The sequence below is a fragment of the Microlunatus parietis genome, from assembly GCF_013407955.1.
Lineage (GTDB): Bacteria > Actinomycetota > Actinomycetes > Propionibacteriales > Propionibacteriaceae > Microlunatus > Microlunatus parietis.
This window is the reverse complement of the sequence record NZ_JACCBU010000001.1, coordinates 2,803,671-2,819,057: the sequence shown is the minus strand read 5'-3', so window position 1 is coordinate 2,819,057 and position 15,387 is coordinate 2,803,671. Positions and strand designations below refer to the sequence as shown.

The window sequence follows — 15,387 nt, the reverse complement described above, 5'->3', positions numbered from 1 at the left end:
TCACAAACCGACCTTCCCGGCCGCCGCCGGCCGTACGTCCTCGACGCGGTGGATGATCTTGTCGATCATGCCGTACGCTAGCGCCTCCTCGGCGCTGAACCAGCGGTCCCGCTGGCTGTCCTCGATGATCTTGCTGACCGGTTGCCCGGTGTGCTCGGAGATCAACTGATTGACCACCTGCGAGGTCCGGTCCAGCTGCCGGGCGTAGATCTCGATGTCCGCTGCCGTACCGCCGAACCCGGCCGATCCCTGATGCATCAGGATCTGCGCGTGCGGCAGCGCGTACCGCTTCCCCTTGGTGCCGGTGCACAGCAGGATCTGCGCCATGCTGCCGGCCAGTCCCATCGCCAGCGTGCTGACGTCGTTCGGGATCATCTGGATCGTGTCGTACATTGCCAGGCCGGCGCTGACCGATCCACCCGGCGAGTTGATGTAGATGGTGATGTCGCGCCGCGGGTCCTGCGCCGACAGGAGCAGCAGCTGGGCACAGATCTGGTTCGCGATCGCGTCGTCGACCTCGACGCCGAGCACGATGATCCGCTGCTCCAGCAGCCGGGCGTTGAGATGGTCGCCGAACAGCTGCGGCCGTTCGGTCTGGGTTGCGGTCATGATCACTCCTGCTTCTCGTGGTGTGCTCAACCATGACCGACGCCAGGGCCTGGACCAAGATCGTTTAGCTGAGGGCAGAGCCCGGGTCGGGCTCCGCCTTCGCCGGGCCCTGGAGTCAGAGGTACGGGTCCGTGGGTGCCCGTGACGGGGTTTGGCGGACGCTCGTCGTGGGTAGAAGGCAGGTACTGGGCGTTTTGAGACAGGGGGATGGACCATGAGTATCGCTGGGAACCCACCGAACCGAGATGCCACGCCGGCCGGAGCCGGACCTGATCGGCCGGCCGGAGCCGGACCTGATCGGCCGGTCGGCGACGAGCCACGGCCCAGCCGGGCCATGGACGAGCCGACCGATGACGATCGCACCGGACCTCTCGCTGACCATGATCAGGACCAGGAGCATCCGATCGCACCCGAGGAGGCCGAGCGTTTCGATACCGACCGCCGCAGCGTGGTGGACCGGGAGAAGGAACGCTTCGGCGGAATGAAGTTCGGGTCGTGCTTCTTCGGCTGGCTCACCGCCACCGGCACCGTCGTGCTGCTCGCCTCACTGGTCAGTGCTGCCGGCACCGCCATCGGGCTGAGCCAGGGCGTCGACGCCACCAACGTCGCGCAGTACTCCGGCACCATCGGTCTGGTCGGCGGGATTGCCCTCCTGGTGGTGATCTTGATCGGCTACTACTGCGGCGGCTATGTCGCGGGCCGGATGGCGCGGTTCAACGGCATCACCCAGGGCGTCGGCGTCTGGCTCTGGGCGATCATCATGGCCGTCGCCGTGGCGCTCCTCGGCCTGGTCGCCGGCAACCAGTTCGACGTCCTGGCCCGGCTCGGCGGCTTCCCGCGACTGCCGATCAACGAAGGCACACTGACGACCGGCGGCGTCGTCGCCGCGGTCGCCGTTGTTCTGGTCAGCTTGCTCGGCGCCGTGCTCGGCGGACTGGCCGGCATGCGCTTCCACCGGCGGGTCGACAAGGCCGGTCTCGGTCAGTAGGTCCGCAGCACCCGCCGCCGCAGCCAGTCCGCGGTGGCGTCGGCGTACCAGCGCTGGTGCGCCCTCAGGTACGGCGAGTTGTCCACCTCCGGTCGGCTGCCGGCGATGGTGAAGTAGCCGAGCAGCATGGCGAGGAAGCCGTCGACCAGGGCATCATCGTCGATCGCGCCGGTCTCGGCCAGCAGCCGTTCGGCATTCAGGCCGTCGCCGTGCATGGAGATCGCCAGCGTGACGGTGTCGGTCCAGATCGGGCCGAGGACGGGGAAGTTCCAATCGCAGACGTTGACCCGGCCGTCGCTGCCGATGATCACGTTGTCGTCGCGCAGGTCGCAGTGCACCAGCGTGGTCCTCGGCAGCCGGGCCAGGAAGTCACGGGCCAGCTCGGCGCCAGGCTCGATGAGATCGGCCGGCAGCAGGTCCTGCTCGGCGATCATCGCCCAGTCGTCGGCATTCCGCGCGAACTCCACCTCCAGGCCGAGCCAGTCGGCTCCGGTCGGCGGCGGCGTCAGGGCCCGGCCGAGCTCGGTGGCGCACCGCAGTACGGCCGCCGCCTCGTCCTCTCGCCAGGGCCGTAGCGGCGGCCGGCCGTCGATGTCGACGAAGCCGGCGATCAGCCAGTCCTCGCCGTCGACCTGGAACCGGCGGTCGAAGATCACCGACGGTGCCGGGACAGCGGCCGGCAGCAGGCGCAGCTTGGCCACCTCGGCCTGGTAGGCCTCGATCATCCACGGGTACGCCGAGCCGGCCGCCTTCACGAACAACCGGCGGCCGTCGGCCAGCACCAACCGGGACGCGAAGCCCGGCGTGAAGCCGCTTCCCTGCGATCGTGCCTCGATCACGGTGCCGCCGGCGAGCGTCTCGATCTCGGCCCGGACCTGGCCGGGCAGGTCGGTCCAGACCGGGCGCAGGGCAGTCGCTCCGACGGGGATCGGGGTTGGTGGAACCATGCCGGTCAGTGTGCCCCGGCATCGGCGGTCGGGCGACCGAGTTTCGTGGAAACCGGAGGGCACCAGACGCGGCGGGGACTTCCGCGCTGTCCGAGTTCGGTCGTAGGCCGGTCGGACGGTGGGGGTACGGGGAGCGTGGGGGCGATGGCCAGGGCCATTCCGCATGTGCAACCGCTGTTGATCTTCATAGCCTCCCGGTCATGACTTCCTTCACCCCCGCCCGGGCCGGCGCCCTGCTCGCCGTGATCATGGTCGCCCTGGCCGGCGCCTCGTGCGCCGTCACCAAGGTCGGCGACGGTACGCCGGAGGTGGCGACCTATGAACTGACCGGCGACCGGATCGTGATCGACTCCGACTTCGGCGAGCTCGAGGTCGTCCCGGTGGCGCCCGCCGAAGGCCCGCAGCGCACCGTCACGGTGACCCGCTGGTTCGAGGCGGAGAAGACCGCCGGTACCGCTCGCGCCGACTGGTCCAAGATCGGCGACGACACGATCCAGCTCGGCGGCGTCTGCTCCGGCGTGGTGATCGAATGCCGGCTCCGGCACCGGGTCGAGGTGCCGTCGAACGTCCCGGTCAAGATCACCGCCGAGACCGGCAGCGTGGTCGCGAACGGCTTCACGGCGGCGCTCGACATCAAGGTGACCGACGGCAACCTCAACCTCGACCAGGTGTCCGGCCCGGTCGTGCTGGCCACCCGGGACGGCAGTCTGCGTGCCGAACGGCTCACCTCGGACCAGGTCACGGCGAAGGCCGACCACGGTTACGTGATCCTGGAGTTCGACGAGCCGCCCGCCACGATCGAGACCCGGACCACCGACGGCAACACGACGATCCGGGTGCCCGACTCCGGCTACAAGATCAAGACCGACCTGCGGGATGCCAGGTCCACCATCAAGATCGCCAAACGGGGTGATGCCGAGCGCAAGATCACCGCGGCCGTGTCCAACGGCCGGCTCCGCATCGAACCCCGGTAATCCACTCGCCGGCGGCGCCAGGGCGTGTCACCATCGAAGCCCGTCCCGAGGAGGAATGATCATGCACCAGCTGCCGTCGGCCTACCCGCGGCACCGGCATGCCTCCGAAGCCGCCTGCCGGATCGCCCAGAACGGCCTGAAGCTGCTGGTCCAGGTCGGATCCGGCGTCCACGGTACGTCGATCAGCGGACAGGACGACCGGGACGAGATGGGCTTCTGCATCGAGCCGCAGGAGTACGTGATCGGCCTGGCCCGGATCACCACGCCGGGCGGCGGCACGTGGCCGTTCGACCAGTTCGAGCGGCACACCGCCTGGGACCGTCCCGGCGGCCTGCGCAACCGGTCCGGCGCCGGTGATCTCGACGTGCTCGTCTACTCGCTACGCAAGTGGGCCCGACTCGCCGCCGACGGCAACCCGACCGTCCTGCTGCCGATCTTCGTACCCGAGAACGAGATCGTGGTCGGCTCGCCGATCGCCGAGGAGGTCCGGGCCAACGCGCACCGGTTCGCGCAGCTTGCGGTCGATCCGGCGATTCCTCGGCTACCTGGAGAGCCAGCTCGGCGCGATGAACGGCACCCGGTCCCGGCACACCAACCGACCCGAGTTGATCGCCGAGCACGGCTACGACACGAAGTTCGCCATGCACGCGGCCCGGCTCGGCGTGCAGGGCCTCGAGTTCGCCCGGACCGGCCGGATCACGCTGCCGATCCCGGAACCACACCGGACCCTGCTCCGGGCGATCCGCTCCGGCGACGTGCCGCTGGCCGAGACGCTGCGGGTGATCAACGAGCTGCGCGCGGATCTGATCACCGAACTCGACCATGATCGACTTCCCGACGAACCGGACCGAGCCTGGATCGACAGCTGGTTGATCGCGGCCTACCAGCAGGAGTGGCGGGATTGACAGGCGGGGGCGGTGCTGGTCACGCAAGGGAAATGATCACGGCTCCGGCCAGCAGGACCAGATAGCCGACGGCGGCGTACCGGATGATCATGAGTCGCCGCCTCGGCGGCCAGCCGGTGGAGCCGAGCAGCCAGGCGATCCCGGGGAGCACCAGAATCGCGTGCATCGAAACGGCGTGCAGCGGCTTGAGAAACCCCGCGGTCGCGTACGCCGCTGCCGGGTCGCCCGACCGGACCAGGGTGACACCGGTCGCGATCATGATCGCCCCGGTGCCGAACGCGACGAGCAGTGTGACGAAGCCGAACCGCAGGGCCAGGCGCAGTTCCGGCGCCAGCTCGGCCGTCCGTCGCAGGGCCGCGCCGGCCAGGATCAGTCCTACGACGATGATCACCAGCCCACCGCCGGCCAGCGTCATCGACACGGCCGTGTCGAACGGGGTCTCGAAGTTGACATGCGACGGCACGCCGCGGTGCGCCTGCAGTGTGATCAACGTGGTCTCGATCACGCAGACCACGGCGAAGATCGACAGCACGACGCCGCGCACGGCCGCCGACAACCGGAGGAACGAGCTCGCCCAGGCGACCGACGTCAGCGTCAGGCCGAAGGACAACCCGAAGTTCGCCGCCTTCCGCAGCGAGGTCGGTCCGTTCCAGCGGCCGCGCGGTGATCCAGATCCGCGGCACCGCGGCGAGGGTGGTGGCGACGAGCGTGTCCATGGGTCCTCCTTCGACACCCGCATCGTCACTCCGAGACAGGGCCCGGCGCGTCCGCCGGGGCGCGGCTCCGGGCTACGCAATCCTGCGTACGAGCCCACAACGCCGTCATCTTGGTCACACCCGGACGGTCAGCCGGGCCTGCCGCGGGTCCGGGCGTGGGGAGGTTCGCCGGCACTCGGCATACGCTGAGCGGTGTGGATGCTGTGCAGCGGCCGGCGCTCCGGGTCCGGACCCGAGAGGCCGCCGACCTCGGGGATCTTGCGGAACGGCTACCGCGGCGCGAGGGCGTCGCGTGGATCAGGGACGGCTCCGGCCTGATCGGCTGCGGCGAGGTGGCTCGCTACAAGGCGAGCTCGTTCGCCGACGCCGAGCGCTGGTGGGCCGACCTGGTCGAAGCCGCCGAGATCGAGTCCGACCTGGACGATCCGCCGTCCGGCTCCGGGCTGGTGGCGTTCGGCAGCTTCGTCTTCGACCCCGACAACACGGACTCGCAGTCGATCCTGATCGTCCCCGAGGTGGTGTACGGGCACCGCGGCGGCCGCAGCTGGATCACCGAGATCTCCGACCCGACCAAACAGGCCCTGACCCCGCCGCTGACCAGGTCGGCCCCGCCGGCCGCCGAGCCGGACTCGGCACCGGAGGCGCCGCGCACGGTCAGTTACGCCGACGGCGCGCTGAGCGGGCCGCAATGGGAGGGCGCCGTCGCCGAGGCGGTCCGCCGGATCAACGCGAACGGGCTGGACAAGGTGGTGCTGGCCCGCAACCTGCTGGCCGTGGCCGACCGCGATCTTGACCCGCGCTGGCTGGTCCGGCAACTGTCCGGGACCTACCGGCGCTGCTGGACCTACCTGGTGGACGGGCTGGTCGGCGCGACGCCGGAGATGCTGGTCCGTTCCGAGGCCGGCCTGGTCACCTCGCGGGTGCTGGCCGGGACGATCCGCCGGACCGGCCGCGACGATCATGATCTTGCGCTGGCCGCCGCGCTGTCCGGGTCCAGCAAGGACCTGGAGGAGCACGAGTACGCGGTCCGCTCGGTGGCCGCGGCCCTGGCGCCGTACTGCTCCGGGATGAACGTGCCCGACGCGCCGTACGTGCTGGAACTGCCCAACGTGCTGCACCTGGCCACCGACGTCACCGCCGCGCTCGACCCCGGCACCACGGCACTCGGCCTCGCCGCGGCCCTGCACCCGAGCGCCGCGGTCTGCGGCACCCCGACCGACCTGGCCCGGACCACGATCGCCGAGCTGGAGAAGATGGACCGCGGCCGCTACGCCGGGCCGGTCGGCTGGATCGACGCCCGCGGCGACGGCGAGTGGGGGATCGCGCTGCGCTGCGGGCAGATCGACGACACCGACCCGCGGCAGATCCGGCTCTACGCCGGCTGCGGCATCGTCGCCGGCTCCGATCCCGAGGCGGAACTGGCCGAGTCCAACGCCAAACTGGTGCCGATGCGGGACGCGCTCGCCGGTTGATGATCATGAGTGCCGTCGCGGTGGTGCTGGCCGGTGGCCTGTCGCGCCGGTACGGCAGCGACAAGCTGGCCGCCGAGGTCGACGGCCGACCGCTGCTGGAGTGGGCGATCGCCGGACTGCACACCGAGCGTGAAGTGATCATCGTCGGCCCGGTCCGGCCTGGCACTTCGACAAGCCCAGTGCGCATTCGGTTCGTCGCCGATGATCATCCGGACGGCGGCCCGGCGGCCGCGATGATCACCGGGCTCCGCGCGGCTCTGGACACGACGGCGGAGTTGATCTTGGTACTGCCCGGCGACGCGCCCGCCGCCGGTACGGCCGCGGAAGCCCTGGCGGCGGAACTGGTCAGACGCCCCGACGCGCCCGGCCTGCTCGCGGTCGACCGGTCCGGCCGGGAACAGCCGCTCCAACTCGCGTTGCGGCGCCCCGCCGCCGAGCACCTGGTCCGGGAGGCCGGGCCGGACGGTGCCGCCGGCCGGTCCGCCCGTCGCCTGGTCGCACCCCTCGACCTGCCCCGCCACGAGCTCGACCGGGCCGCGACCTGGGACATCGACACCGAACGCCAGCACCGCGCCTGGGCCCTGCGCGACGGCGCCGCGGTCCGGGCCGTGCGAGACCTGATCAAGGAGCGCGCACCCGCTGCCGTGATCTTGGTCGGCCCCGATCGTGATCAGGTGGACGCGCTGGCCGACGCCGTCGAACTGGCCGGTGACGAGCGGCCGACCGCGGACGCCGAGGAGGCCGAGGAAGCCGAGGGTCGCTTCACGCGGACGCTTCCCGTACCGCCGCCGCATCGCTCGGCCGCCCTCCACGTCGAGATCGGTCCCGGGCCCGTTCCGGACGACCTCGAGCTCATTTACGCAAGGTTCGGCATGCGTAAATGAAGCGGATCTTCCTTACAGGGTTGGGAATCCGGCGTGGCGGACACCAGGGTGGGTCAAGTGGCGGGCCAGAATCAGGAGTCGTAGACTGACGCCGAGCTAGTGATTGTTTTCACTAACTCAAGACCCCGAATGCCGTGGTGCCGGCGCGCGCCAGGTAACAAGACCAAGCAGGAGCGGAAATGGGTCCCACCCTGTCCGGCGTCGTGCTTGCGGCGCGCCCTGATCGCGCCGCGTGTCCGGCGCACGTTACGAGGAGGGCAGGTCAGTGGTGAGTCCGTACGTGGGCATCGTCATGATGCTGGCGATCGCCGCGGCGTTCGTCGGCCTGACGATCCTGACCACCATGATCGTCGGTCCCGGGCGGTACAACCGGGCCAAGTACGACTCGTACGAGTGCGGCATCGAGCCGACCCCGCAGCCGATCGGCGGCGGCCGGTTCCCCGTCAAGTACTACATCACCGCGATGCTGTTCATCGTCTTCGACATCGAGATCGTCTTCCTCTACCCGTGGGCGGTCTCGTTCGATCAGATGGGCACGTTCGCGCTGGTCGAGATGGTCCTGTTCATCGTGACCGTCTTCGTCGCGTACATCTACGTGCTCCGCCGTGGCGGATTGGAGTGGGACTGACATGGGCGTAGAAGAGAAGCTCCCTACCGGGGTGCTGCTGACCACCGTCGAGAACATCTTCGGCTACATGCGCAGCGCGTCGTTCTGGCCGGCCACCTTCGGCCTGGCCTGCTGCGCCATCGAGATGATGACGTACGGCGCGCCGCGGTACGACTCCGGCCGCTGGGGCCAGGAGGTCTTCCGGGCCTCGCCGCGGCAGGCCGACCTGATGATCGTCGCCGGCCGGGTGAGCCAGAAGATGGCCCCGGTGCTGCGGCAGATCTACGACCAGATGCACAACCCTAAGTGGGTGCTCGCGATGGGCGTCTGCGCCAGCACCGGCGGCATGTTCAACAACTACGCGATCGTCCAGGGCGTCGATCATGTGGTGCCGGTCGACATCTACCTGCCCGGCTGCCCGCCGCGGCCGGAGATGCTGATCGACGCGATGTTCAAGCTGCGCGACAAGGTCCGTGACCTGCCGGTCGGCCTGAACGCCGACGAGGCGGCCGAGCGGACCGAGCAGCGTGCCCTGATCGACGTCCCGACCCGCGAGCTGAAGGGTCTGCTGCGATGAGCGACAAGCCGCGCCGCGCCATGGGCGACGACGAGGGTACGGAGAGCCGGTCGGCCAAGGCCCAGCACACCGGCGGTACGGCGGCCCCGTCCACCGAGCCGGTGCCGGGCACCGATGCCGCCGATGATCAAGGTCAGGAGACCCGCGCCGAGGTGATCGGCGTGCGTCGCGGCATGTTCGGCGCCAGCGGTTCCCCGGACACCTCCGGCTACGGCGGCCTGATCAAGACCGTCGAGTTCCCGGCCGGGTCGCAGCCCCCGTACGGCGGCTGGTTCGACGAGGTGTACGACCGGATGACCGAGCTGCTGTCGGATCCGCGCGCGGCGATCCACCGGGTCGTCGTGCACCGCGGCGAGATCACGTTCTACATCGAGCGGGAGCACCTGACCGAACTGGTCGGGCATCTCCGCGACGACGCGCAGCTGCGGTTCGAGTTCTGCAGCAGCGTGTCCGGCGTGCACTACCCGGCCGACACCGGCCGCGAACTGCACGCGGTGCTGCACCTGCAGTCGATGACGCACAACCGTCGGATCCGGATCGAGGTCACCGCACCGGACGCCGACCCGCACGTTCCGTCGGTCACGCCGACCTATCCGACCGCGGACTGGCACGAGCGCGAGACGTACGACATGTTCGGGATCGTCTTCGACGGCCATCCGGCGCTGACCCGGATCCTGATGCCGGACGACTGGCCCGGCCACCCGCAACGCAAGGACTATCCGCTCGGCGGCATCGAGGTGGAATACAAGGGCGCCTCCATTCCGCCACCCGATCAGCGGAGGAGCTACAACTGATGTCCAGCACCACTACCGATCCCTACGGCGCCTTTGCTGACGACGACGCGGATCAGATCTACACCGTCACCGGTCAGGACTGGGACGCGGTCGTCGCCGACCAGGCCGAGCGCGGCGACGAGCGGATCGTCGTCAACATGGGCCCGCAGCACCCGTCCACCCACGGCGTGCTGCGGTTGATCTTGGAGATGGAGGGGGAGTCGGTCGTCGAGGCACGCACCGGCATCGGCTACCTGCATACCGGGATCGAGAAGAACATGGAGTTCCGCACCTGGACCCAGGGCGTGACCTTCTGCACCCGGATGGACTACCTGTCACCGCTGTCGCAGGAGATGTCCTACTGCCTCGGCGTGGAGCGGCTGCTCGACATCGAAGATCAGATTCCGGAGAAGGCCCAGGTCATCCGGGTGATGATGCTCGAGCTGAACCGGATCTCCTCGCACCTGGTCTGCATCGCGACCGGCGGCATGGAGATCGGCGCGCTGACCGTGATGACGATCGGCTTCCGCGAGCGGGAGAAGGTGCTCGACGCGTTCGAGTTGATCACCGGCTTGCGGATGAATCACGCCTACATCCGGCCCGGCGGCGTCGCGAACGATCTTCCCGACAACGGTCTTGATCATCTGCGCGACCTGGTCAAGTGGCTGAAGAAGCACCTGCCCGAGTACGCGGACTTCTGCAACGAGAACCCGATCTTCAAGGGCCGGCTCGGCGACGTCGGCTACCTGGATCTGGCCGGCTGCATGGCGCTGGGCATTTCCGGCCCGCCGCTGCGCGCCACCGGCTACGACTGGGACCTGCGCAAGAAGCAGCCGTACAGCGGTTACGAGACGTACGACTTCGAGGTGCCCACCTGGGACACCTGCGACTCCTACGGCCGATTCCGGATCCGGCTCGAGGAGATGTGGCAGAGCCTCAAGATCGTCGAGCAGTGCATCGACCGGCTGGACAAGATGCAGGGCGACCCGGTGATGGTGGCCGACAAGAAGATCGCCTGGCCGGCCCAGCTGGCCGTCGGCAGCGACGGGATGGGCAACTCCAACGAATACCTGAAGCACATCATGGGTGAGTCGATGGAGGCCCTGATCCACCACTTCAAGCTGGTCACCGAGGGCTTCCGGGTGCCGCCCGGCCAGGCCTACGTGCCGGTCGAGAGCCCGCGCGGCGAACTCGGCGCCCACGTCGTCTCCGACGGCGGCACCCGCCCGTTCCGGGCCCACTTCCGGGACCCGAGCTTCGTGAACCTGCAGGCGATGCCGGCGATGTGCGAGGGCGGCATGGTGTCCGACGTGATCGTCGCGGTGGCTTCCCTCGATCCAGTGATGGGCGGTGTTGATCGGTGAGCGGCGAGAACGGGCACCAGATGAAGACCCACTTCGACGAGCCGAGCCTCGACTACAGCGAGACCGGGACCGCGATCGGCGAGGAGACGATCAACGAGCTGCGCCAGATCGCGGCCCGCTACCCCCAGGCCAGGTCCGCGCTGCTGCCGATGCTGCACCTGGTGCAGTCGGTGGACGGCCGGGTCACGCCGGCCGGGATCGAGATCTGCGCCGACATTCTCGGCCTGACCCCGGCCGAGGTCTCCGGCGTCGCGACGTTCTACACGATGTACAAGCGGAAGCCGGTCGGCGAGTACCACGTCGGCGTCTGCACCACGGCGCTCTGCGCGATCATGGGCGGCGACGAGGTGCTGGCCCGGCTCCAAGATCATCTCGAGGTCGGCAACGACGAGACGACCGAGGACGGCAAGATCACGCTCGAGCACATCGAGTGCAACGCGGCCTGCGACTACGCGCCGGTGATGATGGTCAACTGGGAGTTCATGGACAACATGACCCCGGAGTCCGCCGTCGAGGTCGTGGACCGGCTCCGGGCCGGCGACGAGGTGCAGTCCACCCGCGGGGCGCGGCTGTGCAGCTGGAAGCAGGCCGAGCGGGTGCTCGCCGGCTTCCCGGACGGCCGGGCCGACGAGGGGCCGACCGCCGGACCGCAATCGCTGCTCGGCCTTGAACTGGCCCGCGCCAACGGCTGGAAGGCTCCGGATCCGGACAACCTGCCGCAGCCGGTGGAACAGAACGAGGAGGGGAAGGCCTGATGGCCGACACGCTGACGCCCGTCCTGACCGCCAACTGGGGCGATGACCGCGCCTGGAAGCTCAACAACTACGAGCAGGGCGGCGGTTACCAGGCGCTGCGCAAGGCGCTGCAGATGCAGCCCGACGACGTCGTGGCCGCGGTGAAGGACTCGGGTCTGCGTGGTCGCGGCGGCGCCGGCTTCCCGACCGGGATGAAGTGGAGCTTCATCCCCAAGGACAACCCGAACCCGACCTATCTGGTGGTCAACGCCGACGAGTCGGAACCGGGCACCTGCAAGGACATCCCGCTGATGATGGCCAGCCCGCACACGCTGGTCGAGGGCGTGATCATCTCCTCGTACGCGATCAAGGCCAAGTACGCGTTCATCTACGTCCGCGGCGAGGTGCTGCACGTGATCCGCCGGCTGCAGCAGGCCGTCCGCGAGGCGTACTCGGCGGGCTACATCGGCAAGCACGTTCTGGGTACGGACTTCGACCTCGAGGTGATCGTGCACGCGGGCGCGGGCGCGTACATCTGTGGCGAGGAGACCGCCCTGCTGGACTCGCTGGAGGGCCGCCGCGGCCAGCCTCGGCTGCGGCCGCCGTTCCCCGCCGTGGCCGGCCTGTACGCCAGCCCGACGGTGATCAACAACGCCGAGTCGATCGCGTCGGTGCCCGGCATCGTCGGCAACGGCGCGGACTGGTTCGCCGCGATGGGCACCGAGAAGTCCAAGGGGATGGGGATCTTCTCCCTGTCCGGCCACGTCGCCAACCCGGGCCAGTTCGAGGCGCCGCTCGGCATCACGCTGCGCAAGCTGATCGAGCTGGCCGGTGGGATGCGCGAGGGCCACACGCTGAAGTTCTGGACCCCGGGCGGGTCCTCGACGCCGCTGCTGACCGACGAGCATCTTGATCTTGTGCTGGACTTCGACTCGGTGGTCGCGGCCGGCTCGATGCTCGGCACCCGGGCGCTGCAGTGCTTCGACGACACCACCTCGGTGGTCCGGACGGTGCTGCGCTGGACCGAGTTCTACAAGCACGAGTCGTGCGGCAAGTGCACCCCGTGCCGGGAGGGCACCTGGTGGCTGGTGCAGATCCTCAAGCGGCTCGAGGAGGGCCGTGGCGAGGAGGGCGACATCGAGAAGCTGCTCGACCTGTGCGAGAACATCCTCGGCCGCTCGTTCTGCGCCCTCGGCGACGGCGCCACCTCGCCGATCTCCTCGGCGATCAAGTACTTCCGGGACGAGTTCGAGGCCGGCATGCACACGCCGGCCTGGGAACTCTTCCCGTACGAACGCAGCACGATCTTCGTCCGCAAGCCGGCTGAAGCAGGAGTAACTGGATGACGGTCACCGCCGATAAGAATGCCTCCGGGGACGTGGTCCCGAAGGAGGAGTTGATCACGCTCACCATCGACGACGTCGAGGTGTCGGTGCCCAAGGGCACCCTGGTGATCAGGGCCGCCGAGCTGATCGGCGTCGAGGTGCCGCGGTTCTGTGATCATCCGCTGCTCGACCCGGTCGGCGCCTGCCGGCAGTGCCTGGTGGACATTCCGGACGCCGGCAACGGCCGCGGGATGCCGAAGCCGCAGGCGTCCTGCACGCTCGAGGTGATGCCGGGCATGGTGGTCCGGACCCAGGTCACCTCGCCGGTCGCGGAGAAGGCGCAGCACGGGAACATGGAGTTCCTGCTGATCAACCACCCGCTGGACTGCCCGATCTGCGACAAGGGCGGTGAGTGCCCGCTGCAGAACCAGGCGATGAGCCACGGGTACGCGGAGTCCCGGTTCACCGACGTGAAGCGGACCTTCCCGAAGCCGATCAACATCTCGGCGCAGGTGCTGCTGGACCGCGAACGCTGTGTGCTCTGCGCCCGCTGCACCCGGTTCTCCGAGCAGATCGCCGGCGACCCGTTCATCGCGCTGATCGAGCGCGGTGCGCTGCAGCAGGTCGGCATCTACGAGAACGAGCCGTTCGAGTCGTACTTCTCCGGCAACACGATCCAGATCTGCCCGGTCGGCGCGCTGACCAGCGCCGCCTACCGGTTCCGGTCCCGGCCTTTTGATCTTGTCTCGACGCCGTCGGTGGCCGAGCACGACGCCTGCGGTTCGGCGATCCGCGTTGATCACCGGCGCGGCACCGTGATGCGCCGGATGGCCGGCAACGATCCGGAGGTCAACGAGGAGTGGATCACCGACAAGGACCGGTTCGCCTTCCGGTACGGCCGCGGTGACGATCGGCTGACGTACCCGTTGGTCCGGGACGGCGACGTGCTGCGGCCGGCTTCCTGGCCGGAGGCGCTGCAGGTGGCGGCGGACGGTCTGCGCAAGGCCGGCGACTCGGTCGGCGTGCTGACCGGCGGCCGTTTGACCGTGCAGGACGCGTACGGCTACTCGAAGTTCGCCCGGGCCGTCCTCGGCACCAACAACATCGACTTCCGGTCCCGCCCGCACACCGCCGAGGAGGCGGAGTTCCTGGCCCACAAGGTCGCCGGCTCGGCGGCCAAGCCGGGCGCGGCGCCGGTGACGTACGCCGACCTGGAGACGGCGTCGGGCGTGCTGCTGGTCTCGTTCGAGGCCGAGGAGGAGGCCGGCACGGTCTTCCTCCGGCTGCGCAAGGCGCACCGCAACCGCGGCCTGAAGTCGTGGACCCTGGCCCCGTACCTCAGCAACGGCGCCCGCAAGCACGGCGCGACCTTGATCAAGACCGTGCCCGGCGCCGAGGCGGCGACGCTGAACCGGCTGCCGGCCGGCGTCGAGCTGGACGCTGACTCGGTGATCTTGGTCGGGGAGCGCGCCGCGCTGTCCTCCGGCACGCTGACCGCCGTGCTCGAGCTGAGCCGGTCCACCGGTGCCCGGATCGCCTGGATCCCGCGCCGGGCCGGCGATCGCGGCGCCGTGGAGGCCGGCTGCCTGCCCAACCTGCTGCCGGGCGGACGCCCGGTCAGCGATGCCGCCGCGCGGGTCGACCTGGCCGGTGCCTGGGGCATCGACGAGGTGCCGGCGCTGGCCGGCCGGGACACCGACGAGATGCTGATGTCGGCGGCCGACTCGGAGCTGGGGGCGCTGGTCGTGGCCGGTGTCGACCCGGGCGACCTGCTCGACCCGCGGTCCGCGCTGGAGGGCCTGGAACAGGCCGGCTTCGTGGTCAGCATCGAGCAGCGGGCCTCGCTGGTGACCGAGCGCGCCGATGTCGTGCTCCCGGTCGCGCTGATCGAGGAGCGGGCCGGCAGCTTCCTGACCTGGGAGGGTCGGGAGCGGCCGTTCGGCGTGGTGATCAAGCGCGACAACACGATGACCGATCTGCGCGTGCTGGCCGCCCTGGCCGACTTGCTCGGCAAGGACCTCGGGGTCCGCAGCGCCGCCGAGGTCGACGCCGAACTGGCCGAACTCGGACCCTGGGACGGCCACGTGGCGGCAGCTCCGGCGATCGAACCGAGCCGGGCCAGCGTGCCCGGTACGACGACCGTCGTACTGGCCACCTGGCGGCTCGCGATCGACGCCAGCCGGGCGTGCGACAACGAGCCGGCTCTGCTGGCGACCGCCCGGAAGCCGGTGGCCCGGCTCAGCACGGCGACCGCCGAGGCGGCCGGGATCGCTGACCAGGTTCGGATCGAGACCGATCACGGCTCGCTGGAGCTGCCGGTCGAACTGGTCGGCGAGATGGCCGACGGCGTGGTCTGGGTGCCGACCCTGGCCCCGGGACTCGGCGTCGCCGAGCACTTGGCGGCGGCGGCCGGCGACGTGGTCCGGATTGCCCCGGTGGGGTCGGGTTCGACAGGATCTGATTCGGTTGGCTCGGCCGAGGCCGCAGCAGAAGCTGAGCAGGGAGTTTGATC

At 69.6% G+C, this 15,387-nt stretch carries 15 protein-coding genes and 1 pseudogene; 13 read left to right on the top strand and 3 right to left on the bottom strand.

Annotated elements, in window-relative coordinates; genetic code table 11:
• Complete coding sequence (locus BKA15_RS13485) at positions 1-609, bottom strand: ClpP family protease (RefSeq protein ID WP_179751521.1); 609 nt, start codon at positions 607-609, stop codon at positions 1-3.
• 214 nt (positions 610-823) lie between these two features.
• Here BKA15_RS13485 and BKA15_RS13480 point away from each other — a divergent pair, with 214 nt between their 5' ends.
• Positions 824-1,597 carry a cell division FtsX domain-containing protein gene (locus BKA15_RS13480; protein WP_179751519.1) on the top strand — a complete coding sequence of 258 codons (774 nt, stop codon included), beginning with the start codon at positions 824-826 and terminating at the stop codon, positions 1,595-1,597.
• On the opposite strand, the gene BKA15_RS13475 is transcribed toward BKA15_RS13480, so the two are convergent.
• Complete coding sequence (locus tag BKA15_RS13475; RefSeq protein WP_179751517.1) at positions 1,591-2,544, bottom strand: phosphotransferase family protein; 954 nt, start codon at positions 2,542-2,544, stop codon at positions 1,591-1,593. The two genes, BKA15_RS13480 and BKA15_RS13475, sit on opposite strands and share 7 nt — an antisense overlap.
• Before the next feature lie 200 nt (positions 2,545-2,744).
• Between BKA15_RS13475 and BKA15_RS13470 the strand changes: the two genes are divergently transcribed.
• The 3 genes and pseudogenes from BKA15_RS13470 (at position 2,745) to BKA15_RS36355 (ending at position 4,423) form a co-directional block, all read left to right on the top strand.
• The gene (locus BKA15_RS13470; RefSeq protein ID WP_179751515.1) at positions 2,745-3,518 is read left to right on the top strand and encodes a DUF4097 family beta strand repeat-containing protein; all 774 of its coding nucleotides are present in this window, start codon (positions 2,745-2,747) and stop codon (positions 3,516-3,518) included.
• A pseudogene (locus tag BKA15_RS37270) lies at positions 3,421-4,014 on the top strand (DNA polymerase beta superfamily protein); the annotation flags it as partial. The gene BKA15_RS13470 and the pseudogene BKA15_RS37270, both read left to right, overlap by 98 nt.
• Positions 4,015-4,033: 19 nt before the next feature.
• Positions 4,034-4,423, top strand: coding sequence for a nucleotidyltransferase domain-containing protein (locus BKA15_RS36355; protein WP_218871291.1), 390 nt, complete (start codon positions 4,034-4,036; stop codon positions 4,421-4,423).
• A 19-nt stretch (positions 4,424-4,442) separates the two neighbouring features.
• Here BKA15_RS36355 and BKA15_RS13460 read toward each other — a convergent pair whose 3' ends face one another.
• A complete protein-coding gene (locus BKA15_RS13460; RefSeq protein ID WP_179751513.1) occupies positions 4,443-5,033 on the bottom strand; it encodes a hypothetical protein in 591 nt (196 codons plus the stop codon).
• 300 nt (positions 5,034-5,333) lie between these two features.
• On the opposite strand from BKA15_RS13460, the gene BKA15_RS13455 reads away from it, so the two are divergent.
• From BKA15_RS13455 to BKA15_RS13415, 9 genes are all read left to right on the top strand, one after another.
• Positions 5,334-6,611, top strand: coding sequence for an isochorismate synthase (locus BKA15_RS13455; RefSeq protein WP_312879008.1), 1,278 nt, complete (start codon positions 5,334-5,336; stop codon positions 6,609-6,611).
• Positions 6,611-7,495 (top strand): molybdenum cofactor guanylyltransferase, encoded by an 885-nt coding sequence (mobA, locus tag BKA15_RS13450; RefSeq protein ID WP_179751510.1) that lies wholly within the window; start codon positions 6,611-6,613, stop codon positions 7,493-7,495. Before BKA15_RS13455 ends, mobA begins: the two co-directional genes overlap by 1 nt.
• 268 nt (positions 7,496-7,763) lie before the next feature.
• Positions 7,764-8,123 carry an NADH-quinone oxidoreductase subunit A gene (locus BKA15_RS13445; protein WP_179751509.1) on the top strand — a complete coding sequence of 120 codons (360 nt, stop codon included), beginning with the start codon at positions 7,764-7,766 and terminating at the stop codon, positions 8,121-8,123.
• A 1-nt stretch (position 8,124) separates the two neighbouring features.
• The gene (locus tag BKA15_RS13440) at positions 8,125-8,679 is read left to right on the top strand and encodes a NuoB/complex I 20 kDa subunit family protein (RefSeq protein ID WP_179751507.1); all 555 of its coding nucleotides are present in this window, start codon (positions 8,125-8,127) and stop codon (positions 8,677-8,679) included.
• Complete coding sequence (locus BKA15_RS13435; protein WP_246322338.1) at positions 8,676-9,473, top strand: NADH-quinone oxidoreductase subunit C; 798 nt, start codon at positions 8,676-8,678, stop codon at positions 9,471-9,473. Before BKA15_RS13440 ends, BKA15_RS13435 begins: the two co-directional genes overlap by 4 nt.
• Positions 9,473-10,816 (top strand): NADH-quinone oxidoreductase subunit D, encoded by a 1,344-nt coding sequence (locus tag BKA15_RS13430; protein ID WP_179751505.1) that lies wholly within the window; start codon positions 9,473-9,475, stop codon positions 10,814-10,816. The genes BKA15_RS13435 and BKA15_RS13430 overlap by 1 nt, the downstream gene beginning before the upstream one ends.
• Positions 10,817-10,836: 20 nt before the next feature.
• Complete coding sequence (nuoE, locus tag BKA15_RS13425) at positions 10,837-11,571, top strand: NADH-quinone oxidoreductase subunit NuoE (RefSeq protein ID WP_179758444.1); 735 nt, start codon at positions 10,837-10,839, stop codon at positions 11,569-11,571.
• Complete coding sequence (gene nuoF, locus BKA15_RS13420) at positions 11,571-12,896, top strand: NADH-quinone oxidoreductase subunit NuoF (protein ID WP_179751503.1); 1,326 nt, start codon at positions 11,571-11,573, stop codon at positions 12,894-12,896. Before nuoE ends, nuoF begins: the two co-directional genes overlap by 1 nt.
• Entirely contained in the window at positions 12,893-15,385 is a 2,493-nt protein-coding gene (locus BKA15_RS13415; RefSeq protein WP_179751501.1) for an NADH-quinone oxidoreductase subunit G, read from the top strand. Before nuoF ends, BKA15_RS13415 begins: the two co-directional genes overlap by 4 nt.
• The last annotated feature ends 2 nt before the right edge of the window (positions 15,386-15,387 follow it).